The organism is Vibrio sp. 2CM40D (genome assembly GCF_023161825.1).
Lineage (GTDB): Bacteria > Pseudomonadota > Gammaproteobacteria > Enterobacterales > Vibrionaceae > Vibrio > Vibrio alginolyticus.
In genome coordinates this window covers 350,454-374,013 of sequence record NZ_JALNTL010000003.1, presented here as the reverse complement: position 1 = coordinate 374,013, position 23,560 = coordinate 350,454, and the positions used below count along the sequence as shown (strand labels likewise).

Below are 23,560 nucleotides of genomic sequence, written 5' to 3'. Positions count from 1 at the left end.
CCCCCTACTGCTTATCTTCAGCAGGTGCTTGAAGGCGCACTTCTACACCATTACGCACACGTTGTAGGCCTTGTGTAATAACCGTATCTTCCTGATCGAGCCCTTCTCGAATGATAATGCCTTGTTCAACCTGAGGGCCAAGCTCGACGTTACGACGCTCTGCCACACTTCCCTCAGCCATCACCATCACAAAGTCACCTTCTAAGTCAGTCTGTACGGCACGTCGTGGGATAACAATAACGTCTTTCGTGTTCTTATCTCTCAAGTTCACTTTGATGTGTTGACCCGGAAGTAACTTCTGCTCTGGGTTTGGCACTAGCGCGCGCATAGCAATCGTACCCGTTTTGGTGTCAATACGATTACCTAAGAAATCAAGCTTACCTAGATGCTCAAAAAACTGTCCATTTTCCAGTTCAAGCTGAACTTCAACGCGGTTTGATTCAGCCGAGCCATCACCTTTTACTTGATCCATACCCATAGCTAAACGCTCACGCTCACTCACACTAAATGAGGTATGAACTGGATCTAAACTCACCAGAGTTGTCAGCACGCCAGATGATGGAGAAACCAGATCACCCGTACTAACTTTGGTATCACTAATACGTCCGCTAAAAGGTGCTCGGATTTGAGTATAGGAAAGGTTAACTTCAGCAAGTTTAAGTTGAGCATTTGCCGCTTCTAGCTCTGCTCTCGCACCAAGAAGTGCCGCAGTTAAAGCATCAAACTCAGATTGAGAGATACTACCGCGAGGCAACAAGTTTTTACCTCGAGTATGATCTAATTCGGCTTTTTTTAGCGCCGCTTTAGCTTGTGCAAGTGCGGCTTTAGCACTCGCGACTTGGGCTTCAAAAGAAGATGGCTCGATAGAGTAAAGGAGCTGCCCTTTTTCTACCATTTGCCCCTCTTCAAAGTGACGAGCTTTTAAGTAGCCAGAAATCTGCGCGGTAATATTGGTATCTTCTACTGCTTCAATGCGACCGATATAAGACTTGCTCGGTTGGTAGTCGATAACCGTGACATCCTGAGTCACTACGAGAGGCGCTTGACCTTTCGTTTGGGCATTATTAGCTTCCCCGCATCCAGCGAGGATTGCTGTAGCCGCCATTAGTGCGACAAGTGGTTTCTTTTGCATGTATTTACCGTCTTTATAGAACAGGATATTGTTGAATTCCTATCAACCTTACTCCTTGCTGCCACTGAAAACTTCACTGAAAAGCGCCCAAGGTGTTTCTAAATGTAAACATGAGAAACAAAAGGAAAATAAAGTAATTTAGTTAACAGTGGTATTCAATGAGCAATATACATACAACTCAATCATAACTATTTAATATACGCCTTAGGAGATCGCGAATTTTAGCGTGTGCTTGGAAACACTAACGGGAGTATTGTATTCGGGCGTAAAGTGAGATTCAGTGCTCAAGATAAGAACGTTTTGTGGCTAAAAAGGTAAAAAGTGACGCCTTCATACTCAAGACCCCGATTTTGACTATTTTTTTAATATAAATGGGTTATCATTCAATTAATTCAACGCCTTCGACAGAGAGGATGACTATGATTTCTAAATGGGCGAAACGCTTTTACCAGATGGCAGAACTAGTGGCGTCTTGGAGTAAGGACCCATCAACACAAGTCGGTGCCGTTATTACTAAACAGAATCGCATTGTATCTGTTGGATTTAATGGCTATCCGCATGGTGTTTCTGACAGTGTCGACACCGATGAGCGCGAGTTGAAATACCTTAAAACACTGCACGCGGAAGAGAACGCAATTTTGTTCTCAAAACGTGACTTAGACGGATGTGATATTTGGGTAACGCATTTTCCTTGCCCTAACTGCGCGGCAAAGATCATTCAAACAGGGATCTCACACGTACACTGCCCTGAGCAGTCTGAAGACTTTTTATCTCGCTGGGGAGATAAAATCCAAGTCAGTCAAGATATGTTCGACCAAGCGGGTGTGAAAGTCGACTGGTTACCGCTAGAGGACATTGAAATTGAAGACAAAGACGTGCGCTAGTATTCCATCTTAATATTTAAATAGCCCAGAGAGATCTGGGCTATTTTGTTATTAAATCTGCAAGAGGTCTCGACGTAGTCTTTTAACTGTGTTTTTTCGCAGTGAGCTCAGCAATTTTGACAATAACGAGTACTGATTTTTCCATCATTTCAACAGAAATAAACTCATGAATTCCGTGGAAGTTAAAACCACCGGTGAAGATATTCGGGCACGGCAAACCCATAAAAGATAAACGAGCACCATCTGTACCACCACGAATAGGTTTTATAATCGGTTCCACATCACACGCTTCCATCGCTTGCTTTGCCAGCTCAATGATATGAGGGTAAGGCTCAACCATTTCTCTCATATTGTAATAGCTGTCTTTTATTTTTAGCTCTACAGAACCATGGCGTAAACCCGTGTTCATTTCATCGACGAGTTTCTGCATAAAAGCTTTTCGATCCTCAAGTCTTTGACGGTCAAAGTCTCTAATAATGTAACCTAGCTCGCTTCGTGCAACGCCCATTTCTGCCGATTTTAGATGGAAGAACCCTTCGTAACCTTCGGTTGTTTCCGGAGTTTGATCTTGGGGCATTTGAACTTGAAATTTCGCAGCCAAGTTCATCGCATTGACCATTTTGCCTTTTGCAGTACCTGGATGAACGCTAACACCATGAAAAATTACATCAGCGTTTGCTGCATTAAAGTTTTCGTATTCCAATTCACCTTGCGGGCCACCATCTATAGTGTATGCCCATTTCGCGCCAAATTTTTTAACATCAAACAAATCTGCACCACGACCGATTTCTTCATCCGGAGTAAAGCCGATACAAATGTCGCCGTGTGGAATGTCTGGGTTTTCCAGTAGCAGAGCTACCGCGGAAAGAATCTCTGCGATACCGGCTTTGTTATCCGCGCCAAGTAATGTAGTGCCATCGGTAGTAATAAGATTGTGGCCATGTAGGTGATGTAAATCTGGGTATTGCACGGGAGATAACACTTCATCCCCCAACCCTAATGCAATATCGCCACCCTGGTAATCTTCGATGAATTGCGGCTTTACGTTTTTGCCAGATGCATCCGGCGCGGTATCCATATGGGCAATGAAGCCGATAGGAGGAACCTCATAATCAACATTGGCTGGCAGTTTAGCCATCAAGTAGCCATTTTTATCCAAAGTCACGTCACTTAAACCAAGCTCGATCATCTCTTTTTTAAGTAACTCAGCAAACACAAGCTGACCAGGTGAACTTGGGCAAAGCGTCACATGTGGATTGGATTGGGTATCAAACGTGACGTATCGAAGAAATCTTTCAACTAAATGTTTCATATTTATTCTCATTGTTTTGTACGATGAGGCCTTATCACGCATTGATAAGCTGACGTTGCCTCATCAAACCTCACGCTATGTTACGCTCTTAGCTCAATAAGAATTTGCTTTGAATCATTTTTTGATAAGAAAGGCTTTTGCGCTTTGCTTTCGCTCATTGAAGTATGAATTTAATCTAAAAGTTCCTCAGCCAGTACTCGCCACTCTTTAACCTTTTCACGAAAATGACGCCATTGCTTATCGGTCATCGAACGAGAAACATCTAATGTCAGTTGATCAACCAATGCAAAGTTAGAATCAATATTCAGAGAAAGCTGCTCACTATAATAACTCTCTGGCTCGAACAAGAGTCGCATAAATATATCTTGATAAGTCACAACATTAGATTTGTTGTCGAACAAGTATTCGAGCTCTTGATATACCGTGGCTCGATAATCTCTCCATAAAGGGCTGTTTAAAATAACTTGCTGAGAAAATCTTTGAGCTAATTGACGCTGATTTCCTGATAGATTCCCTAGCCATTCTTCCATCCACTCTTCAGTGTTATCCAGAATAATTTCACGCACTTCGTCTTCTGTCTTATCGGCATATTTTGCGTTTCGCTCTTGATAATGTTCTTGTACATTACTCAAAAACTCGCGTTCTTGCTCTTTCGTTAATTGCAAACTTAACGCAAAAAGATCTGGTGCTGCTTTGCTGACCACTCTATCGTAATGCGCTCGCATTCTATCTCGATTTTGTTGTAAGTAATTTAAGGTGATATCGCTCGCTTTTAATCTCTCAAGGTCTTTTAAATGTTCGATATATATTGGTAACTCCTCTTTCTTGTGCCAGTCTGCCAACAATAACAAGCGCTCTTCCACCAGGACTTCTTGTTCTCCTTGCAACGAGACATAGTCCTCTAAGTAATCGAGCACGAACCAATCGATATTGCTGTATAAAAACTTTTTCGCACAACCGGCAAGCAGAAATACGAAACAAAATAGAAGGCCATAACGAAGCGCCTTATTAGATACATCCTTTAATTTAGTCACTTATTCGTATTCCCTTTTCTGTTGATTAAGTTCTATACTCAACCTGTATCACTTAGTATTGCGGCAAACTTACACCAGTGTGACAAATATTGATTGCCACCTTAATAATATATAGAGTTTGAAATTAACTTTTTGATCACAGCTATCCGCAAAAAAGTGAGTTAGAGCGCAATTATCGGCTAAAAAACGTACCGAACGACGCTCCCTATAACGGCATATAATTTGCATGGATGTTTTTTGGATGGTTTATGGAGGCGAAGTATGGCAGCCGCTGAGCAACTTGATACCAGTGTAGAATATGAGATTCGATATTTTGAACAGGGGAAAATGCACTGCATGAGAGTCATTGCTGAAAGCAAAAAAGTGGCTTATCAGTACTATTTGGAGTGTGGTAAGCACAACAGTGACTTGTACTCTATTCGCCCAGACAAGTAAAAAAACCGCCTAACAGGCGGTTTTTTTATTCGTCAGAATCAATATAACTGGTTGATTTTATTTATTATTACAGATTCAAATCCAACAATGTTATTTGATGTCGCCAAAGCGCTCAAGATAAAGGACGGTTGCTGCAGTACGAGAAGGAACTTGTAGCTTTTTAAGTAAACTCTTCATATGTACTTTAACCGTAGACTCAGAGATAAAAAGACGATCGGCAATTTGCTTGTTGCGGAAACCTCTTGCCACCTCTCTTAAGATCTGCGATTCACGATCGGTCAGTGTATCAAACACGTCCTCTTGCTCTGAACGTTCACTCAAATACTTAGAAACTTCTTGGCTGTATGCCTTGTCCCCTTGATGTGCTTGTTTTAGCAACTCAACCAACTCATCAGGCTCAGTGTCTTTCAATAAATAGCCATCGGCACCACTTCGAACTATTGCTTCTATATCTGCTGGACTATCCGAAACGGTTAGAATGACAATTCTGGCTTCACAGCCATCTGCACGCAGTGCTTGCAAAGTATCAAGGCCAGACATGCCTTTCATATTAAGATCAAGAAGTACAAGATCCAGTTCCAGCTCATGCGCTTTCGCTACTGCATCCGCGCCATTACTTGCTTCTGCAATGACCTCAAACTCAGGCTCAAAGCTTAAAAGCTGGTGGATACCTCTTCGCATGAGTGGATGATCATCCACCAGCATTACTTTACACACTGTCACTGTTTACTTCCTTACTATGTTGGAATTCTAATTTTACGGTACAACCTTTGTTTATCGATGCTTCGATGTGAAGATCGGCATGCAGTCTAGCGGCCCGCTCTTGCATGATACTCATACCGTAATGATTTAATTTTTCGTCTTGATGTTCAAAGCCTATTCCATCGTCGCTAACGGTTACTGTGACTTTTCCATCATTATCGAGACATTGAATGTGAATATTATCTGCTTGCGCATGTTTGATAGCATTAATTGCCGCTTCTCTTATCAACTGTAGTAAATGAACCTGCTGATGTGCATCCAGTTCAGTTGATGAAAGTCTATTTTTTAGCGTAATGTCCGCAGCAGTTTGTTCACTGAGCGTTTCAACCATGTCTTGCAATGCTTGGCCAAAACTGCCCTCTTTAATCGTAAGACGAAACGTCGTCAGTAACTCGCGTAACTGCGTATAAGCCGCAGATAAGCCCGTATCTAGCTCAGCAATAACTTGATTAGCCTGCGCGATCGCCTTTTCGTCAGGCAAGTTCTTTACGCTTCTCTTTAACAAAGCGACCTGAATTTTTAAGTAAGAGAGTGCTTGAGCCAATGAATCATGCAACTCCCGAGCAATAGTGGCTCGCTCTTCCATCAGCAGAATTTGTTCTGCTTGGCGCTGCGCCCGATTGTAATACACGGCGCGTGATAAAATCTGCACGAAGTTGTCAATAAGAGCCTCGTTCGGACAAGGTAACCCTGCTTTCCAATATAAATAACCCAAGTGCTCACCATCTAGCATCAGGGCTTTACCGTGGCAATCTTCATCACAATCTTGGCAGCATTCTTCTCCTTCCATCAATATCCAGCTCGGTTCTCCCAGCTGCTCGATTTCAAGTTTGACCGCTTTAATGCCCTCAAGACTGACGATATGCTGCAAAATCGCCTGGAAATTGTCTTGATTAATACGCGACGCCGTGAGTTCTTTTGACGAGTCATACAGCACCTCTAAAGACTGGTTGGCATGCTGCAATTTACGTGTTTTCTCATCAACCGCTTGTTCTAATCCTCGGTACAACTTACCAAGGTCTGTCGCCATCCGATTAAAGGTTCGAGTCAGTATTCCCATTTCATTATCGCTGGATACATTGAGCGATATATTAAATGAGCGATTTTTAATTTGCTCGCTAGCAAAAACTAAAGCACGCAGAGGCCGAACAACTTCGAGGCGCACAAAATGAACGACAAACATACTGACACAAAGAATGCCACCCAACCCTAACCCACCAATCCAGGCTAAGTTAATCAGTTTTTGCTCCGAAAAGCTCTGCAGCTTAAATACAAACTCATCGATTTGTTCAACAAAACCGGCCACTAGGAGTTGATATTCTGCCGGGTTGTCTCCTCTCAGCACCGCCTTGAGTTCATGCCATCTGATAATAAGACGGTAGTAATCGTGAGTGATGTCTTCTGGCACAGACCAATGCTGAAGCGCTTTCATTGAAGGTGAATATATCGAATGTTCAAATGCGTCAATATGTGAAGAATAGTCAACAGATTTAACCTGAATATCATTCGCCAGACGGTAGCTTTGCATTCGCATCGAGCCAGCAACATTGACGGCTTCAGCATCGTTCAAACTGGACGCTAACGTAAAAATAGCAAAACCAGTCGTAGCGACTGAGAGCAGCAAAATAAGAAGCATCGCGGACGCAATCGTGCGCGTCACTGACTTTTTCACATTTTTAAACAATCTGAGTTCCTCGCCCATTAACAATCCTATTTGTACGTGCAATGAACCCATTACCTTTCAACTTTATCAATATGTGATCACCTGCGACGGAATTTATTGATCCAAAACAATATTGCATACCATTTACCCCCTAAGAGGTATTTATACAAATATGTCAAAAACTACAATTTCGTTAGTTTAAATGACAGTTTATTAATGAAAATTGTGGACTATGCTTAGTTTGGGTTCCAAGTTTCGAGGTGACTAAGTGGTAGACCTTTCCAGAAGAAGACTCTTTGCAAGAAAAGCGCACCCCGACAACGCCGTACGTTTGCCTTGGTTAACTAAACCGCAACAGTTTACGGACGATTGCACTCGCTGCGGTAAATGCATTGAGGCCTGTGAAACAAAGATTATAACCAAAAGTGATGGCGGATTCCCCTCGGTCGATTTTTCCATCGATGAATGCACATTTTGCTATCAATGTGCAAACGCCTGTCCTGAGCCCCTTTTCTTGCCAGAAACAGAACAACCTTGGCAAGCAAAAGCAAGTATCAACGATAACTGCTTAGCAAAACAAAATGTCGAATGCCGAAGCTGTGGGGATATGTGCGACCCGATGGCAATTCAGTTCAAATTAGAACTGGGGAAAGTAGCACAACCCAATTTAGACCTTGATGAGTGTAACGGCTGCGGCGCCTGTGTTTCAGTGTGCCCGACTTCATCCATCAATGTGAGCAATACAACAGCCTAAGCCGAATGTCGTCGGCCAAAGGCAATAAAAATAAATGAGAGAGCTATATGTCACTAAATGAAGTGCATATTTCAAGTTTGGTAGTACATGTGCTGCCGGAACATTTGGACGAAATCAAACAAAAGATAGAAGCACACGAAAATGCGGAAATCTATGGTGACAGTCCTGAAGGCAAGATTATCGTCGTACTTGAAACTGAGAACCAAGGTTTCATCACAGACACTATCGATGCCATTAATAATTTACCGAACGTCTTGAGCACGGTATTGGTTTATCACCAAATCGAAACTGGGCTTGAAGAAACGGATGAAGAAGACACTGGAACACAACATTCCCAAATCGAGGGTGAAGTATGAAAATGACAAGACGTGCGTTTGTGAAAGCAAACGCGGCTGCATCAGCTGCTGCTGTCGCAGGTGTGACACTACCAGCATCTGCAGCCAACCTGATTGCAAGCTCTGATCAAACCAAAATCACATGGGACAAAGCACCTTGTCGTTTCTGTGGTACAGGCTGTTCTGTTCTTGTTGGCACTCAAAACGGCAAAGTGGTAGCAACACAGGGTGACCCAGAAGCACCAGTAAACAAAGGTCTGAACTGCATCAAAGGTTACTTCCTTTCTAAGATCATGTACGGTCAAGACCGTCTAACTCAACCGATGCTACGAATGAAAGATGGCAAATTCCACAAAGATGGTGAATTTACACCTATATCTTGGGATGACGCTTTCGACATCATGGCTGAGAAATGGAAAGCTTCCCTCGAGAAAAAAGGCCCAACAAGCGTAGGTATGTTTGGCTCAGGCCAATGGACAGTAATGGAAGGCTACGCTGCATCAAAGTTAATGAAAGCAGGCTTCCGATCAAACAACATTGATCCAAACGCTCGTCACTGTATGGCTTCTGCCGTTGTAGGTTTCATGCGCGCATTCGGTATCGATGAGCCAATGGGTTGTTACGATGACTTCGAGAACGCAGACGCTTTCGTTCTTTGGGGCTCAAACATGGCAGAGATGCACCCGGTTCTATGGACTCGCATTACTGACCGCCGCCTAAGCCACCCTCACGTTAAAGTGAACGTGCTTTCTACTTACTACCATCGTTCATTTGAGTTGGCAGACCACGGCTACATTTTCAATCCTCAGTCTGACCTTGCAATTGCTAACTTCATCGCAAACTACATCATCGAAAACGATGCAGTAAACTGGGACTTCGTGAACAAACACACGAACTTCACTCAAGCAGACACTGACATCGGCTACGGTCTACGTGACGATGATCCGCTACAAAAAGCAGCGAAGAACCCGAACTCTGGCAAACTCACTTCTATCTCATTCGAAGAGTACAAGAAATCAATAGCGCCATACACAGTAGAGAAAGCATCTGAAATCTCTGGTGTTGAGAAAGAGAAGCTTATCGAGCTTGCGAAGCAATACGCGGATCCAAACACGAAAGTGATGTCTCTATGGACGATGGGCATGAACCAGCATACTCGTGGTGTTTGGATGAATAACTTGGTTTACAACATCCACCTACTAACCGGTAAGATCTCGACTCCGGGGAACAGCCCATTCTCACTAACGGGCCAACCATCAGCATGTGGTACCGCTCGTGAGGTTGGTACGTTTGCTCACCGCCTACCAGCGGACATGGTGGTTGCTAACCCTAAACACCGTAAGATTGCAGAAGACATCTGGAAACTGCCAGAAGGTACGATTCCACCAAAACCTGGCTTCCACGCCGTATTGCAAGACCGTATGCTGAATGACGGCGTTCTGAACTGTTACTGGGTTCAATGTAACAACAACATGCAAGCCGGTCCAAACATCAACACAGAACGTCTTCCAGGTTACCGAAACCCAGAAAACTTCATCGTTGTGTCTGACCCATACCCGACAGCAACAGCACAAGCAGCAGACCTTATTCTTCCTACCGCAATGTGGATTGAAAAAGAAGGTGCTTACGGTAACGCAGAGCGTCGTACCCAAGCTTGGTACCAACAAGTGGGCACAGTCGGTCAAGCAAAATCCGACCTTTGGCAGCTAATGGAGTTCTCGAAACGCTTCAAAATGGAAGAAGTGTGGCCTGAAGAGCTTCTAGCGAAAGCGCCTCAATACCGTGGTAAAACAATGTACGACGTACTTTACCGCAATGGTAACGTCGACAAATTCCCTATCGAAGAAGCTCGTGAACTGAATGACGATGCTCACCACTTCGGTTTCTATGTTCAAAAAGGTCTGTTTGAGGAATACGCAACATTTGGCCGTGGTCACGGTCATGATTTGGCTCCATACGACCGCTACCATCAAGTACGTGGTCTACGTTGGCCTGTTGTTGATGGTAAGGAAACACAGTGGCGCTTTAAAGAAGGTTCAGACCCATACGCGAAAGAAGGCTCTGGTTGGGACTTCTACGGCAATGCTGATGGCAAAGCGAAGATCATTTCCGCGCCATACGAAGCGCCACCAGAAGTACCGAACGATGAATTTGATATGTGGTTATGTACTGGTCGTGTTCTTGAGCATTGGCACACAGGCACCATGACTCGTCGTGTACCTGAATTATACAAAGCAGTACCAGACGCAGTGTGTTACATGCACCCAGAAGACGCAAAAGCACGCAATGTTCGTCGTGGTGAAGAAGTACTCATGGCAAACAAACGCGGTGAAGTACGCGTTCGTGTTGAAACTCGCGGTCGTAACCGTCCGCCAAAAGGTTTGGTATTCGTACCGTTCTTTGATGCACGTATTTTGATTAACAAGCTTATCCTAGATGCGACTGATCCACTGTCTAAACAGACAGACTTTAAGAAGTGCCCAGTCAAAATCACTAAGATTGCTTAACCTTCAGATACTGAATGCTACGGCCGTCATTATGGCGGCCTAATAAAGAATTTAAGCCATAAAGGCGGAGATGAAATGATGAAAAAATTACTTGTCGCAGTTTTATCTGTAGGTGCGTTAGTGACAGGCATTGCGCAAGCTGAGTTGGATAATCCTGGTGGTATTGGTGGTCTAGAATCTTTACGTGGAATGTCTCAATTGGAAGATACGCGTCCAGCAGACGAGTTCAAAGACTTCCCTAAAGATCAAATCGTTGAAGACAGCTATGTTTATCAACCACCGTTGATCCCACACAGCATTCGTCACTACGAAATTTCGTTAAATGCTAACAAGTGTCTTGCATGTCATAGCTGGAAAAATGCAAAAGAGTCAGGTGCGACTAAAATTAGCGTAACGCACTATGTAAACAGAGAAGATGCGGTACTGGCAGATATGTCTCCTCGTCGTTACTTCTGTTTGCAATGTCACGTTCCACAAACGGATGCAAAACCACTAGTGGAAAACGAGTTTAAGGCAGTCGATTCGCTTCAGTAATTGAAACGCGAGTACTAAGAGGTTACTTATGAAAATACTTAAAGCGTTTTGGAAGAGACTGTCGAGCCCGAGTAAAGCTGCCGCTGGTGTGGTTTTATTTCTAGGCTTCGCTGGTGGCCTTCTATTTTGGGGCGCATTCAACACAGGTATGGAAGCAACCAACACAGAAGAATTCTGTTCTGGCTGTCACGCGCCGATCGTTGCTGAAATTCAAGAAACAATTCACTACTCCAACCGTTCTGGTGTTCGTGCGATTTGTTCAGACTGTCACGTTCCTCATGAATGGACGGATAAGATCGTTCGTAAAGTACAGGCATCTAAAGAGCTATTTGCACACTTCGTAACGAAGACGATCGATACGCCAGAGAAGTTCCAAGAGCGTCGTGGACACCTCGCAGAACGAGAGTGGGCACGTATGAAAAAGAATGACTCTCTTGAATGTCGTAACTGTCATGAGTTTGATTTCATGGATTACTCTCAGCAAGGATCACGTGCGGCAGAACAACACTCCACCGCTCTAGCTTCAGGCGAGAAAACATGTGTAGACTGTCACAAAGGTATTGCGCACAAACTACCAGACATGAGCGGCGTTGAAGGCTGGCACTAAGGAGACTTACCATGAGTACATTAGAATCTGTAATTTGGCATATCCTTGGCTACAGTGCTATGCCAGTGATTATTCTTTCCGGCTTTGTGGCGGTAGCAGCAATCTCTCTCTGGCTGCTGTCATTTGGTAAGGATAAAGAGGTGTAACGTAACGCATCTCTACTCGTCAACTAGCCTATTTGTTGACACTGAGCGCCGAGCAAATGCTCGGCGCTTTTTATTTATTAATCAATGGTACTTGCCAACAATAAACAAGCAATCATACATAAAAAAAGCGACCATAAAGGCCGCTAAGATTTACTGCTATAGGGAGTCGTTTAAGATTCTTTTACTGGCAGAACCTGTTTGACGTATTGTCCTGGCGCCTCATCAATAACCGGATGGTTTTCTGAGCCAATAGGGAAAGGCTCAACTTGCTCTTTAGGGTTGAATTGGAGTAACCACTCGTTCCAGTGTGTCCACCACGATCCCTCTTTGTGTTCCGCGTTATTCAACCACTCATCAGCAGAGTCATCCAAATTATCGTTCAACCAATAACCATACTTATTTTTAGCTGGAGGGTTCACGATGCCCGCAATATGACCAGACTCACCGAGGACAAACGTTTTGTTACCACCCGTGTTCAGCGCACCACGGTAAGTTCCCTGCCATAACGCAATGTGGTCTTCTTTCGTTGACACAAAATAGCTAGGAATTTTGATCTTATTTAGATCAATCCATACTCCACCAATTTTGACGCCTTTATCTTGCACTAGCTTGTTCTCTAAATAGAGCTCGCGAAGCAAGAAATTGTGAGATGCAGCGCTGACGTTGGTGCTATCGCTATTCCAGTACAACAAGTCGAAATCAACCGGACTGTTACCCTTCAAGTAATTGTCGACGTAGTAGTTCCAGTACAAGCTGTTTTCACGCAGTAAACTAAACGTCACGCTTAAGGAACGGCCGTCCATATACCCTTTTGCGTTATTTTGCGCTTCAATTGCACTAACAATGGTGTCATTGATATACGCGCCGACTTCACCTGGTTGAGAGAAGTCGAGCAACGTGGTGAAGAAAGTGGCAGACTTAATGCGCTTCTTCATACGTTTTGCAGCGTAGTAGGCAACCGTGCTTGCTAAAACAGTACCACCGATACAATAACCAGCAGCATTGATTTGCTCTTGTCCTGTTATATCTTCAATTACAGCGACGGCTTTCACTACGCCTTCTGTCACGTAGTCACCAAACTCTATGTGCGCTTGTGCCTTGCCTGGATTGCGCCAAGACATCATAAATACACTATGCCCCTGCTCTAACAACCATCGAACCATTGAGTTCTTTGCTGTTAAATCAAGGATGTAGTATTTATTGATGAAAGGTGGGACGATGAGCAGCGGCGTCGCATTCACTTTCTCTGTTAGAGGTCGATATTGAATCAACTCAAACAATTCGTTTTGAAAAACCACATTGCCCTGTGTCGTCGCAACGTCATCGCCCACGCGGAATGCATTGTTATTCGTCATACGAATTTTTAAAATGTCTGCGCTCGACTCAACGTCTTCTTTCAACTGCTCTAAGCCTGCCAGTAAGTTTTGACCGTTTTGCTCAAGTGTCAGCTTCAAAAGCTCTGGGTTAGTGGCGATGAAGTTGGAAGGAGAAAGGGCGTTAATGGCTTGGCGAGAGAAAAAAATAATACGTTCTTTCGTCTTTTCATCTAAGCCTTCCAAAGACTCGATGGTGTCCAGATAGGTCTTACTAAATAAAAGGTAGGATTGTTTGATGAAGCTATACATGGCTTCATTTTGCCACGCTGCGTTTGAGAAACGCTTATCCCCTTTTTCAGCTTCGACGATTTGTGCTTGGTTCCCTGCCAATGAAACATTCTGCCAAATTTGCAGCTGCTGTTCCCACCACTGTGCTTGCAGCTTTAAAATCGCAGCAGGCTGATTCGCAGCTTGTTCGAACAGTTTGGCAGTATCCTCAAAGTTCACTTCTTGCATGGCCTTGTTTAAAGGAGAGTTCACGACTGCCTTGTTCACTTCGAAATCATGCCACCACTGATGATTGGTTTCCTGAAGCTTCACAAGATAGTCCGAAAAGAAGTGTTGAAACATAGTCTTACTCCTATATTCGGAAAAAACAACGCCGCCCAAATCTAGGGGCGGCGAGAATCGGACAAATTACGCTGGAGTAACAGTCTTTAGATTTTCCGAAGTCATTTTCTCAACGTCTTCTTTGAACTCTTTTGCAATCGCTTGAAGCTTGTTGCTGTCATCCATCATTTGTTGAGAAAGTTTAGTAAGTACGCTTAGTTGCTGACTGTTGAAAGCAGTCAATGACGTTACGTCTTTGATTTCTGTCGCTGCTTTCATCTGGTTTAGACCCACTTCACTGTATGTGCGAATGGCGTTCAATTGAAGCTCGGTCAACACTTCTACGTTTTTTGTCACTAGCTTGTTGAACTTCAAGTAAGGTTCTAGATTTTTTTCAGTTTGATCGCTAAATGTTTTGAAGAAATCTGTGTACATGGTTTGTCTCCTAGAGAAAGAATTAAAAATGTCCGTTTAAATAATTACTTAACTGTCTTTACAACCACAGCCGTGCCCATGCCGCCGCCCACACAAAGTGAAGCAACGCCATATTGACCATTTTGTTTATGAAGCTCGTGAACCAGCGTGACTAAGATTCGGTTTCCAGATGCACCAAGCGGGTGTCCTAGCGCGATAGCACCACCGTTAAAGTTCGCTTTATCTTGAATCGCGTTAACTGGAACTTGGTTTGTTTCCGCCAACTGATGAATCACGCCAAGTGCTTGCGCTGCAAATGCTTCGTTTAACTCGTAAACGTCGATGTCATTTACTGTGAGTTCCGCTTTTTCGAGTGCTTTATTGACCGACTCAACAGGACCTAGGCCCATGATCTTCGGATCAAGACCCGATTGCGCATAGCTTACGATCTCAGCAAGCGGCGTTAATCCATGCGCTTTAACTGCGCTTTCAGACGCAACGATAATCGCACTCGCGCCATCGTTAATGCCTGATGCATTACCCGCAGTCACAGTGCCTTCGCGGTCAAAAGCAGGACGTAGCTTGCTTAAGGCTTCCATTGTCGCGTTCGCTTTTGGGTATTCATCCGTATCAAACATCACGGTTTCACGGCGTTGCTTTACTTCCACTGGCACAATTTCGTCTTGAAATTTGCCAGCTTCGATAGCGGCTACCGCTTTCTGTTGGCTAGACAGCGCGTATTCGTCTTGCTGCTGGCGAGTTAAGCCGATTTGTTTTGCTACGTTTTCTGCCGTCACACCCATGTGATATTGGTTGTAAACATCGGTTAAACCGTCCGCTACGAGCAGATCTTTTAGCTCCAGATTGCCCATTTTGTTGCCATCACGAATGCTGCTTGGTGCGGCAAACGGAATCTGAGACATGACTTCAACACCCGCTGCAACAACGATCTCAGCATCGCCACTACGGATATGGGACACGGCATCCATGACCGTTTTCATGCCACTACCGCAAACCATGTTTACGCCATATGCAGGAACAGATTCAGGAATCCCCGCAAACAGTGCCGCTTGGCGGCCAACACCCATTCCTTGACCTGCACCAACAACGTTGCCAACAATCACTTCGTCAACCTTGTCGCCAGGCAACTTTGCCGCCTCCAACGCGCCTTTAATCGCTACTGCTGCCAGATCGCCAGCAGAAGTATTTTTCAGGCTGCCACCAAAAGCGCCGATTGGGGTACGCTTCGCCGCTACGATAAATACTTTTTCCATCATCTTATCTCCTTAGTGCATGTATAGGCCGCCGTTCACCGACAAAGTCTCTCCGGTGATATAGGCGCCCGCATCGCTGACCAAGAAGCTCACTGATGCTGCAATTTCTTCTGGTGTCGCAAGACGTTTCATTGGAATTTGGTTCGTGATAGATTCCAGCACTTCTGGCTTCATTTGCTCAACCATTGGCGTTCCCGTGTAACCCGGCGCGATAACATTAACTGTTACACCCGAGCGAGCACCTTCGTATGCTAAGGCTTTAGAGAAACCGATCATCCCAGCTTTCGCCGCCGAGTAGTTTGCTTGACCAAACTGCCCTTTAAGACCATTGACTGAAGAGATATTGATGACACGACCACCGCCTTTTTCGCACATTGCAGCAAACAGGGGTTGCGTAACGTTGAATAAACTATTGAGGTTGGTATTGATGACATCATTCCAAGCTTGCGCAGTCATCTTTTTAAACACGCCATCACGTGTAATTCCTGCGTTGTTGACAACAACATCAATGGTTCCTTCCTCCCCAAGCAATTGCGCCAATTTCTCTGCACACTCTGTCGTGTTTGTTACATCCAACTCAAAAAGGCGAACCTGATCTTTGGTAAACCCTTTGCTGTTGAACCACTCCAGCGCACATTCGTAGTTACCTGTGAAATAAGTAGCGATTACACGGTAACCGTCATTGACTAATTGAGAGGAAATAGCAGAACCAATTCCGCCTTTTGATCCAGTGATCAAAGCGACTTTCTTCATTGAAGACTCCATTCTTAACGGCATTTAAAAAGCAAACTTAATACACTGATGAAATAGTTCACCAACTGACGTGTTTATTTATTCTTTTGACAACCAATCCCGTGCTGCCTTTATTTTAAGTTAACCTAGAAATATTACATTTCAAATAAAAAACTCACCCAATTGCATAAGATTGATTTAGATCTCATTACCCGTGAAATGTTATAAAATGGTTAATTTTACATAAGCCATTGTTTTAAATCACACTTCCACAAAAGCCACACCAACAGAAATAGAAACATAATTATTAAATATCATGCACTTACATACAGAATGGTAGACGTTACATTATGTCATGATTTAAGATCTGAATTTTAAGCCTATATGATTACAACAAACTTGAGATTAGAATAATAATTCAATTATCAGTAAAAATAATTATCAAACATATCATTTAATTACTGCATTTAATGATAATTTAGTTATCAATTCGATTATTTTAATACAGTGATGATTAATACCGATAAAATATAATAAGTTAAATATATTTAATCTAAAAATGATATAAGAGCTTGCCTCATGCTGGTGCAATACGCACTATTATGACGCATAGATTAAAATATAATTTCATTTTAAATTTATATATTCGAAGAACATCAACTAGCTACTAGTGAAAGTAATCGTTCGCTTTGTAGTAGCATCCTTTTCCACTTTGCACTATCTTTGTGGCTTCTCTTTAATTACTAAATCATCAACAGATATGAATCTTGCATTGCTCAGTATGTTCATCCCTACTTTCTTTTTTGTCTCAATCACGCCTGGTATGTGCATGACTCTCGCCCTAACGTTAGGTATGAGTATCGGTTATCGTCGCACGTTATGGATGATGATAGGAGAGCTTCTCGGTGTTGCGCTGGTGTCAGTCTCTGCGGTGTTAGGTATCGCTGCGATTATGCTCAATTATCCTTGGATGTTTATCGCGTTAAAGTTCATTGGTGGCGGTTATTTACTCTATCTTGGAGTTGAAATGTGGCGATCGCGAGGGAAACTTGCGATTAATGTCGACAACTTAGAAACACCAAAGAGTGACAATATCGCACTGATCATGCAAGGCTTCGTTACCGCAATCGCAAACCCAAAAGGCTGGGCATTTATGATTTCTCTTTTACCGCCTTTTATAGACCAAAACGCAGCGCTTGCACCGCAACTGATCATACTTGTCTCCATTATTTTACTGTTTGAGTTCATTTGCATGTCTCTGTACGCTACTGGTGGTAAAGGGTTGAAACACGTATTAGGTCAGTCTAAGAATGTACGTCTAATGAACCGTATCGCAGGCACTTTAATGATGGGAGTTGGTGTCTGGTTGCTACTAAGCTAAGGCAAACTGGAAACAATGAAAAATATTCTGAATAAAATAGCTAAAGTCATGGGTGAAGTATTGGACTTTCAAGCCCGAGTTTGGGTTGTGAACGTCTATACCGGTGAGCATAAAGGCGAGTCTTATGTCGTTAATGAAGATGCTTTCTCTGTACCTCTTCAGTGGATGAAGAAGAAAGGCTACCAAGAGTCAATGTTGAATAAAGTCGAAGCAATGAAGCGCTCACAAGTCTTAGAGTTCGATTTGGGACTTGTGAAACATCGCTTGATGCGTGTGAAATAAGCACAAAAAAGCGCCACTCAAGATGAGTGGCGCAAGCACTTTTACCTTAAAAATAATGCTACGGCGCAGCGTCGATCTCAACTGGAAGATAATGTTTCGGCTCCAGTTTCAACCACTCAGGCAGCACAGTACCAATAGAAATCGAAGACCATGTACCCGACAGAACGCCAATAAACATGGCGGTTGAGAAACCAGCCAAAGGCGCTCCTCCCATAATCCATAATGCACCAACAGTGATCAATGTCGTACCAGATGTCACCATAGTGCGTGAAAACGTCGCGATAACAGCTTGATCATTGATGTCTTCTGTTTTCCAACTCTGTTTCGCAATCAACAGCTCACGGATTCGGTCTGCAATGATGATCGAGTCATTCAATGAGTAACCTAAAATCGCCAGCACAGCAGCAAAAACGGTTAAGTTGAACTCCATTTGAGTAATTGCAAAGAAACCAAGCACTAAGATCACATCATGAGCCAAAGCAAACAGTGAACCGCTTGCCAAACGCCACTCAAAACGGAAACACAAGTAACCGAGAATACTCAACACACAAATCAACAATGCTAAGCCACCTTGTTCAAACAAGTCTTGGCCAACTTGAGCGCCAACTATACTGTTGCTGACAACATCAACTTGGTGAGAGATTGGCTTCAACACCTCTTCTACACTTGGCAACGTTTGTCCATCTTCCGGCGCAGAGTAACGAATCACCCAACGGCCATCTTCACCAGAGCGTGTCACTGACGCAGATTCACCAAGCTTTGGTTGCAGAACGTCAAGCAGATCATGGTTAGTTAGCTGCTTATCTACCTTTACTTCTGTCACCATACCGCCAGTGAAGTCCAAACCTAGGTTCAACCCTTTAAAGCCTAGAGCGACGATCGCGATCACCGTTAAAATGATGGAAACTAGCGTAGTAAAGTAGCGAATTTTACGAATATTTTGTTTTAGCATTTCGACCATGATTAAACCCTCACATCACGACGGGCATCGCGGCCCCAAATTAAATTGATCATTGCTCGAGAGGCAAATACGCCTGTAAACATACTGGTTAACAAACCTAATCCGAGTGTTAAGGCAAAGCCTTGGATTGGGCCATTACCGATGGCGTACAAAATCACGGCGGTGATCATGGTAGTAATGTTGGCATCAAGGATGGTCGAGAATGCGCTGTCAAAGCCTAGATCAATTGCTTGAGCGAAGCTGCGGCCTTCACGCATTTTGTCCTTAATACGTTCGAAAATAATAACGTTGGTGTCCACTGCCATACCGACGGTTAACACTAAGCCTGCAATGCCAGGAAGCGTTAACACAGCGCCTGGTAACAAAGCAATTAGGCCAAGCAAACAAAGCATGTTGGCACAAAGCGCCACGTTCGCTACCCAACCTAAGCGGCGGTACCAAAGTGCCATAAAGGTCAGTGTTAAACCCATACCTAAAGCCAGTGCTGCAAAACCGTTTTCAATGTTTTCTGCACCCAGAGAAGCACCGATTGTTCGCTCTTCCACAATAGTAACCGGCGCAGTTAGTGAGCCCGCGCGAAGCAATAGCGCTAACTGCTGCGCATCGTCCATGCTACCTGCTCCGGTAATACGGAACTGGCTACCAAGTTGAGATTGAATAGTCGCGACGCTGATAACGCGCTCACTACGCTCGGTTACACCGCGATCGTTTGTTTTGTACTCTCGGTAAACGGTCGCCATTGGCTTGCCGATGTGAGTTGCTGAGAAGTCGCTCATTTTCTTACCACCAGCGTGGTCAAGAGAAATATTTACTTCTGACATACCCATTTTGTCGACACCAGCACGAGCGTTTACGATGTGCTCACCCGTTAGGACTGGTCGTTTTGCCAAAATCACCGTACGACCGTCATTGTCTTGAAGAACAAGATCTTGGCTGCTGTGTGCTTGGCTCGCATCTTTCACTTCATAAAACGCCAAGCTTGCTGTTGCACCAATAACGTTTTTCGCTTGAGCAGGATCTTGTACACCAGGGAGTTCAATTCGAATGCTCTCTTTACCTTGGCGTTGCACTAGTGCTTCTGTGATACCAAGTTCTTCAATACGACCACGCATGATCTTCAGGTTTTGTTGAAGAGTCGACGATTGAAATTCTTGGATATTTTGTTCACTCGGTTCAAGCACAAAGCCACGAGATGAACTTTTTGAAATCCAGCCAGGGTAATTTTGACGCAAGAACTTGTTCACTTCCGACAATGCTTGCTCGCTGTCACTGTTTACCGTAATTCGGTTGCCGCTTTCTGCTCGAACTTGCACACCACGGACACGTTGATCACGTAAATTCGCTTTGATTTCATCAATCAACGCATCACGTTGCTCTTCAAACGCTTTATTCACATCAACATTCAACAAGAACTGAACGCCACCACGAAGGTCAAGACCGAGTTTAATTGGGCTAAAGCCCATCTCATTCAACCATTCTGGCGCAACCGATACGTATGAGAAAGTGATGCTGTCGTCTTTATTTAGCTCTTTGTTTAACAACGCACGAGCTTTACTTTGCGCATCTTCACCATCGAATACAATGGTTGTTTTGCCGTCTTTTTCGATGATTTTGTCGGCTGAAATATGGTTGGTTTTTAGCAGTTGATTCAGATGAACAACCGACATTTCACTGTTGTTTTGATCCGCAAACGTCAACTGAATAGAAGGCTGTTCGCCAAACCAAGTTGGGATCGCACTTAAAGTTAAGATAATGACCGTCGTGATTAATACGACATATTTCCAAGCTGAGTAGTGATTCATCAGCTTTCTGTTCTTTTGCTGCTTTGGTGTTTTTTTCATGTAAACATCATCCCTTCACGATGAAGTGAAGCTTTTAATAACAAGGCTTAACACACGACAGATGCTCCCAGAATAAATTCAGGGTATGAAATGCTCAGAACGCTCACGTCCTGTCGAATACAATCGTCGTGTTAAGAGTGCACAATGGTGCAAATAGATGGTGTTTAGGCAGAGAACTGACTATTGAGTGCGACGTACATGGCATTGGTCTCTTTCCAACCAGAAATGCGATGATCGCTTGTGAAATGATAAAATGTGGACTGGTTGTGACGCCAGTTAATGTCCATCAAGCTGTATGCGTAACCCGCATCAGCGTAAAACGGAGTAGTGAGATCGCCGACAAAATCTACGTGTTCGTCATCAAGCCCTTCCCGTAAGTAAGACGTCCAGCGCTGAGAGTTAAACAAAGCAACGGAATCGAGACTTGCATGGCCTTCAGATACTGGAGATTGAGAGCTTTCTTCTGAAACTTCAGAAAAATCGACGGAAGAGTTTGGCGATACACTTACGGCTACAAAAGGTTGTAGCTTAGAAAAGTGCGGTACGTGAGCCTTGTGGTCGATTTGCGCAGCAGATACATGCACTGGTAGCAATACCATTGCAAATAGCAGCAAAATCAACTTTCTAAGGTAAATCCAAGGCATAGGAACTCTCTAAAAACACAAAGAGCCAAGTTAGGTCACTTGACTCGTTGATAGTATTCCTATTGATTATGGTTCACAACTAAAAAGTTATAAATCTCTGATTTCAGGTTTGCATCGTTATTGCATTTATCAAAACGTCTTTAGAGAACGAGTGTAATTGGTGGTGAGTTATCGATAAAAAATATCGCCCTTATCAACATCTAAGTAGATCTTGTTCTCTTGCTCCAAACCGCCACAATAGATGAAGTAAACGTTGCGCTTTTTGAACGTCACAGAACGAACCCAGCCTCCGAGCTCCTCAAAATCACTCGGGTCACAAGTTTCATCGTCTAACAATTGCTGTGTTTTCTTACGGAAAATATCCAAGTGAACTTTTAAATCATCCGACTTCTGTAGGTATTCATCCAATATCTCTAAGCGCTCTTGCTCTTTAATAACTGGCTCTGCTTCCGATAACCCCTCAGCATTCAACCATTCGGCTTTTTCTTCACCACCCTCTTCATAGACAAGATAGCCGGAGATTCGGTACCACCCATCTACTTTTTCTAACACCGATACTTTTTCTCCCTTATAGAGCGTATCGACAACTAAAGCATTAAAGTTAGGCTTGTTGTAAACATTGACACGACGCTCAATAACGTAGTACTCGGTAACTTCCGGGGGAGCGGCTTCTAAATCCAGAATCGGTTTGGATGTTTCTTTTTGCAGTGAAGATTGCTCGACTTGCGTAGCCTTTGGTGCTTCAGGTTCATCTTTCTGCATAAAGAAGAAATAGTATCCAGCCCCCGCTCCGCCGAGCAACAGCATGACAATCAATGCGACGAGAATTTTCTTCATGCCCTTTTCCTTTTCATTCTTATCCCACCAGCAGCACGCATGTCGTAGAAATTTGGGTATATACTCAAAAGAGCAGGTCAACTAACGCGAGCAATAATGATCAACAGACTCAATTGGATACTACTATTTCTTCTGTTCCCGATAACGGGGCACGCCAATATTCAATGTAACCCATCGTCGTGGAATGACAATCTTACCCAATTCAATCGCTTAGAGTCCAATTACAATCAGCATGTTGAGGTATTCAATACACTTTTAACCGAACATAAACAGCGTCAGTTATTGTCCGAAACCTTTTCACTGCATGAGCTCGTGCTACTTTGGCGTGCCAAGTCGAACCAAAATGTGTTCAAAGCGCAATTAAAAGCATCGATTCAATACAAAGAAGAGCTCACAACTAAAGCGAATCAGCTGCTTAAATTGAGCACACAATCCCAATGGTCAGCTAATGGGTGGGAGATCCTGGCCCAAAAGTGCCGCGAGTCAAACAAAACAGCCAATCAAATAACTGCGGAATGGTATAACACCAACGCTTTGGAACTTGCTGAAGATTACAAGCGCCTCTCTTCACAATATCAAACTCTGTCACAAGTCTATGATAAAGAAGCTCGAGCACTCCAATACGCTCAAGATGTTTCGAAGTAAAAACAGAGCCAGTTTTGAATAGACGATGTTGGTTTTTCACTCCAATATTGGACGTTATTCGTGCTTTTTATCTTTCCTTAGTCGTGAATAATATCAAATGTAAATAATGGGATTGTTCCCTTTGACAAACTTGACTAAACCATGACCAAGACAATCAATTTATAGAGACATACGTCACATTAATGCTTTACTTATGGACATTTTTTGGTTAGTTTAGCCATTAATAAAATTTAATAAAAAGTCACATTTGGCTGGAGATGATGCTACAAACATGGTTATCAATCGATTAAGTAACAGGGAATGTCCTAATGCTACCAAAGCCAAGTTTTTGTCAGTAGTTAGGCACGTAAAAGAGTTCGGTTCAATCAGTGATTTGGATCTTTGTAAAATCTTCGGAGAAACAATATGGAGTGATGGGAGGGAATACCATTCAGCCGCTTTCTCATTCAAGGTTGATAGATACACAGGTAACTGTGAAATCTCACAATACAAAAACCAATAAGGCTTAAGAATTTATAA

General features: G+C 43.5%; 25 protein-coding genes. 12 read left to right on the top strand and 13 right to left on the bottom strand.

What is annotated here, in order from left to right; all coding sequences use genetic code 11:
- Positions 1–4 precede the first annotated feature (4 nt).
- The gene (gene vmeY / locus MTF70_RS08335; protein WP_017635193.1) at positions 5–1,132 is read right to left on the bottom strand and encodes a multidrug efflux RND transporter periplasmic adaptor subunit VmeY; all 1,128 of its coding nucleotides are present in this window, start codon (positions 1,130–1,132) and stop codon (positions 5–7) included.
- A gap of 419 nt (positions 1,133–1,551) precedes the next feature.
- On the opposite strand from vmeY, the gene MTF70_RS08330 reads away from it, so the two are divergent.
- Positions 1,552–2,016, top strand: coding sequence for a cytidine/deoxycytidylate deaminase family protein (locus tag MTF70_RS08330; protein WP_005373515.1), 465 nt, complete (start codon positions 1,552–1,554; stop codon positions 2,014–2,016).
- An 82-nt stretch (positions 2,017–2,098) separates the two neighbouring features.
- Here MTF70_RS08330 and pepT read toward each other — a convergent pair whose 3' ends face one another.
- Positions 2,099–3,328 (bottom strand): peptidase T, encoded by a 1,230-nt coding sequence (gene pepT, locus MTF70_RS08325; RefSeq protein ID WP_031781280.1) that lies wholly within the window; start codon positions 3,326–3,328, stop codon positions 2,099–2,101.
- Positions 3,329–3,498: 170 nt separating this feature from the next.
- Entirely contained in the window at positions 3,499–4,362 is an 864-nt protein-coding gene (locus MTF70_RS08320) for a DUF6279 family lipoprotein (RefSeq protein ID WP_085569143.1), read from the bottom strand.
- Between the two features lie 261 nt (positions 4,363–4,623).
- On the opposite strand from MTF70_RS08320, the gene MTF70_RS08315 reads away from it, so the two are divergent.
- Complete coding sequence (locus MTF70_RS08315; protein WP_005373524.1) at positions 4,624–4,797, top strand: hypothetical protein; 174 nt, start codon at positions 4,624–4,626, stop codon at positions 4,795–4,797.
- 90 nt (positions 4,798–4,887) lie between these two features.
- Here MTF70_RS08315 and MTF70_RS08310 read toward each other — a convergent pair whose 3' ends face one another.
- Both MTF70_RS08310 and narQ read right to left on the bottom strand, forming a co-directional pair.
- Positions 4,888–5,502, bottom strand: a complete 615-nt coding sequence (locus tag MTF70_RS08310) for a response regulator (protein ID WP_031777156.1) — start codon at positions 5,500–5,502, stop codon at positions 4,888–4,890.
- Positions 5,503–5,506: 4 nt separating this feature from the next.
- Positions 5,507–7,243 (bottom strand): nitrate/nitrite two-component system sensor histidine kinase NarQ, encoded by a 1,737-nt coding sequence (gene narQ, locus MTF70_RS08305; protein WP_025767926.1) that lies wholly within the window; start codon positions 7,241–7,243, stop codon positions 5,507–5,509.
- A 247-nt stretch (positions 7,244–7,490) separates the two neighbouring features.
- On the opposite strand from narQ, the gene napF reads away from it, so the two are divergent.
- The 6 genes from napF to MTF70_RS08275 all read left to right on the top strand — a co-directional run bounded on the left by napF (position 7,491) and on the right by MTF70_RS08275 (position 12,105).
- Positions 7,491–7,976 (top strand): ferredoxin-type protein NapF, encoded by a 486-nt coding sequence (gene napF / locus MTF70_RS08300; RefSeq protein ID WP_005373529.1) that lies wholly within the window; start codon positions 7,491–7,493, stop codon positions 7,974–7,976.
- Between the two features lie 47 nt (positions 7,977–8,023).
- Positions 8,024–8,332 carry a chaperone NapD gene (locus MTF70_RS08295; RefSeq protein WP_005373535.1) on the top strand — a complete coding sequence of 103 codons (309 nt, stop codon included), beginning with the start codon at positions 8,024–8,026 and terminating at the stop codon, positions 8,330–8,332.
- A complete protein-coding gene (gene napA / locus MTF70_RS08290; protein ID WP_205461077.1) occupies positions 8,329–10,818 on the top strand; it encodes a periplasmic nitrate reductase subunit alpha in 2,490 nt (829 codons plus the stop codon). Before MTF70_RS08295 ends, napA begins: the two co-directional genes overlap by 4 nt.
- 78 nt (positions 10,819–10,896) lie before the next feature.
- Complete coding sequence (locus MTF70_RS08285) at positions 10,897–11,352, top strand: nitrate reductase cytochrome c-type subunit (protein WP_005389061.1); 456 nt, start codon at positions 10,897–10,899, stop codon at positions 11,350–11,352.
- A gap of 28 nt (positions 11,353–11,380) precedes the next feature.
- A complete protein-coding gene (locus tag MTF70_RS08280; protein WP_005373542.1) occupies positions 11,381–11,959 on the top strand; it encodes a NapC/NirT family cytochrome c in 579 nt (192 codons plus the stop codon).
- Positions 11,960–11,970: 11 nt separating this feature from the next.
- Complete coding sequence (locus tag MTF70_RS08275) at positions 11,971–12,105, top strand: TIGR02808 family protein (protein ID WP_005373546.1); 135 nt, start codon at positions 11,971–11,973, stop codon at positions 12,103–12,105.
- Between the two features lie 170 nt (positions 12,106–12,275).
- Here MTF70_RS08275 and phaC read toward each other — a convergent pair whose 3' ends face one another.
- The 4 genes from phaC to MTF70_RS08255 form a co-directional block, all read right to left on the bottom strand.
- On the bottom strand, positions 12,276–14,051 hold the full coding sequence (phaC, locus tag MTF70_RS08270; protein ID WP_205461078.1) for a class I poly(R)-hydroxyalkanoic acid synthase: 1,776 nt from the start codon (positions 14,049–14,051) through the stop codon (positions 12,276–12,278).
- A gap of 66 nt (positions 14,052–14,117) precedes the next feature.
- The gene (locus MTF70_RS08265; RefSeq protein WP_005373550.1) at positions 14,118–14,465 is read right to left on the bottom strand and encodes a phasin family protein; all 348 of its coding nucleotides are present in this window, start codon (positions 14,463–14,465) and stop codon (positions 14,118–14,120) included.
- A 44-nt stretch (positions 14,466–14,509) separates the two neighbouring features.
- The gene (locus MTF70_RS08260; RefSeq protein WP_031777157.1) at positions 14,510–15,718 is read right to left on the bottom strand and encodes an acetyl-CoA C-acetyltransferase; all 1,209 of its coding nucleotides are present in this window, start codon (positions 15,716–15,718) and stop codon (positions 14,510–14,512) included.
- 12 nt (positions 15,719–15,730) lie between these two features.
- A complete protein-coding gene (locus tag MTF70_RS08255) occupies positions 15,731–16,471 on the bottom strand; it encodes an SDR family oxidoreductase (RefSeq protein ID WP_005373555.1) in 741 nt (246 codons plus the stop codon).
- Positions 16,472–17,210: 739 nt separating this feature from the next.
- Between MTF70_RS08255 and MTF70_RS08250 the strand changes: the two genes are divergently transcribed.
- Positions 17,211–17,831: a LysE family translocator gene (locus MTF70_RS08250; protein WP_021035942.1), complete on the top strand. Its 621-nt coding sequence runs from the start codon at positions 17,211–17,213 to the stop codon at positions 17,829–17,831.
- A 15-nt stretch (positions 17,832–17,846) separates the two neighbouring features.
- Positions 17,847–18,113 carry a hypothetical protein gene (locus tag MTF70_RS08245; protein WP_005389279.1) on the top strand — a complete coding sequence of 89 codons (267 nt, stop codon included), beginning with the start codon at positions 17,847–17,849 and terminating at the stop codon, positions 18,111–18,113.
- A 58-nt stretch (positions 18,114–18,171) separates the two neighbouring features.
- Here MTF70_RS08245 and secF read toward each other — a convergent pair whose 3' ends face one another.
- From secF to MTF70_RS08225, 4 genes are all read right to left on the bottom strand, one after another.
- Entirely contained in the window at positions 18,172–19,074 is a 903-nt protein-coding gene (gene secF / locus MTF70_RS08240) for a protein translocase subunit SecF (RefSeq protein WP_005373567.1), read from the bottom strand.
- 2 nt (positions 19,075–19,076) lie between these two features.
- The gene (gene secD / locus MTF70_RS08235) at positions 19,077–20,915 is read right to left on the bottom strand and encodes a protein translocase subunit SecD (RefSeq protein ID WP_005373570.1); all 1,839 of its coding nucleotides are present in this window, start codon (positions 20,913–20,915) and stop codon (positions 19,077–19,079) included.
- 164 nt (positions 20,916–21,079) lie between these two features.
- On the bottom strand, positions 21,080–21,559 hold the full coding sequence (locus MTF70_RS08230) for a hypothetical protein (protein WP_005373572.1): 480 nt from the start codon (positions 21,557–21,559) through the stop codon (positions 21,080–21,082).
- A 168-nt stretch (positions 21,560–21,727) separates the two neighbouring features.
- Positions 21,728–22,396, bottom strand: a complete 669-nt coding sequence (locus MTF70_RS08225) for an SH3 domain-containing protein (RefSeq protein ID WP_205461079.1) — start codon at positions 22,394–22,396, stop codon at positions 21,728–21,730.
- 96 nt (positions 22,397–22,492) lie between these two features.
- Here MTF70_RS08225 and MTF70_RS08220 point away from each other — a divergent pair, with 96 nt between their 5' ends.
- Together MTF70_RS08220 and MTF70_RS24430 are read left to right on the top strand one after the other, a co-directional pair.
- Complete coding sequence (locus MTF70_RS08220) at positions 22,493–23,041, top strand: hypothetical protein (RefSeq protein ID WP_017635183.1); 549 nt, start codon at positions 22,493–22,495, stop codon at positions 23,039–23,041.
- A 271-nt stretch (positions 23,042–23,312) separates the two neighbouring features.
- On the top strand, positions 23,313–23,543 hold the full coding sequence (locus tag MTF70_RS24430) for a hypothetical protein (RefSeq protein WP_080276950.1): 231 nt from the start codon (positions 23,313–23,315) through the stop codon (positions 23,541–23,543).
- The last annotated feature ends 17 nt before the right edge of the window (positions 23,544–23,560 follow it).

Coding starts and splice junctions, on each gene's coding strand:
- MTF70_RS08245 (WP_005389279.1), top strand. CDS start 17,847: ATGAAAAATATTCTGAATAAAATAGCTAAAGTCATGGGTGAAGTATTG.
- secF (WP_005373567.1), bottom strand. CDS start 19,074: ATGGTCGAAATGCTAAAACAAAATATTCGTAAAATTCGCTACTTTACT.
- MTF70_RS08260 (WP_031777157.1), bottom strand. CDS start 15,718: ATGGAAAAAGTATTTATCGTAGCGGCGAAGCGTACCCCAATCGGCGCT.
- MTF70_RS24430 (WP_080276950.1), top strand. CDS start 23,313: ATGGTTATCAATCGATTAAGTAACAGGGAATGTCCTAATGCTACCAAA.
- napA (WP_205461077.1), top strand. CDS start 8,329: ATGAAAATGACAAGACGTGCGTTTGTGAAAGCAAACGCGGCTGCATCA.
- MTF70_RS08295 (WP_005373535.1), top strand. CDS start 8,024: ATGTCACTAAATGAAGTGCATATTTCAAGTTTGGTAGTACATGTGCTG.
- MTF70_RS08315 (WP_005373524.1), top strand. CDS start 4,624: ATGGCAGCCGCTGAGCAACTTGATACCAGTGTAGAATATGAGATTCGA.
- MTF70_RS08280 (WP_005373542.1), top strand. CDS start 11,381: ATGAAAATACTTAAAGCGTTTTGGAAGAGACTGTCGAGCCCGAGTAAA.
- MTF70_RS08275 (WP_005373546.1), top strand. CDS start 11,971: ATGAGTACATTAGAATCTGTAATTTGGCATATCCTTGGCTACAGTGCT.
- MTF70_RS08220 (WP_017635183.1), top strand. CDS start 22,493: ATGATCAACAGACTCAATTGGATACTACTATTTCTTCTGTTCCCGATA.
- MTF70_RS08310 (WP_031777156.1), bottom strand. CDS start 5,502: ATGCTGGTGGATGATCATCCACTCATGCGAAGAGGTATCCACCAGCTT.
- MTF70_RS08250 (WP_021035942.1), top strand. CDS start 17,211: ATGAATCTTGCATTGCTCAGTATGTTCATCCCTACTTTCTTTTTTGTC.
- MTF70_RS08230 (WP_005373572.1), bottom strand. CDS start 21,559: ATGCCTTGGATTTACCTTAGAAAGTTGATTTTGCTGCTATTTGCAATG.
- MTF70_RS08255 (WP_005373555.1), bottom strand. CDS start 16,471: ATGAAGAAAGTCGCTTTGATCACTGGATCAAAAGGCGGAATTGGTTCT.
- MTF70_RS08265 (WP_005373550.1), bottom strand. CDS start 14,465: ATGTACACAGATTTCTTCAAAACATTTAGCGATCAAACTGAAAAAAAT.
- MTF70_RS08330 (WP_005373515.1), top strand. CDS start 1,552: ATGATTTCTAAATGGGCGAAACGCTTTTACCAGATGGCAGAACTAGTG.
- MTF70_RS08285 (WP_005389061.1), top strand. CDS start 10,897: ATGAAAAAATTACTTGTCGCAGTTTTATCTGTAGGTGCGTTAGTGACA.
- secD (WP_005373570.1), bottom strand. CDS start 20,915: ATGAAAAAAACACCAAAGCAGCAAAAGAACAGAAAGCTGATGAATCAC.
- pepT (WP_031781280.1), bottom strand. CDS start 3,328: ATGAAACATTTAGTTGAAAGATTTCTTCGATACGTCACGTTTGATACC.
- phaC (WP_205461078.1), bottom strand. CDS start 14,051: ATGTTTCAACACTTCTTTTCGGACTATCTTGTGAAGCTTCAGGAAACC.
- MTF70_RS08225 (WP_205461079.1), bottom strand. CDS start 22,396: ATGAAGAAAATTCTCGTCGCATTGATTGTCATGCTGTTGCTCGGCGGA.
- vmeY (WP_017635193.1), bottom strand. CDS start 1,132: ATGCAAAAGAAACCACTTGTCGCACTAATGGCGGCTACAGCAATCCTC.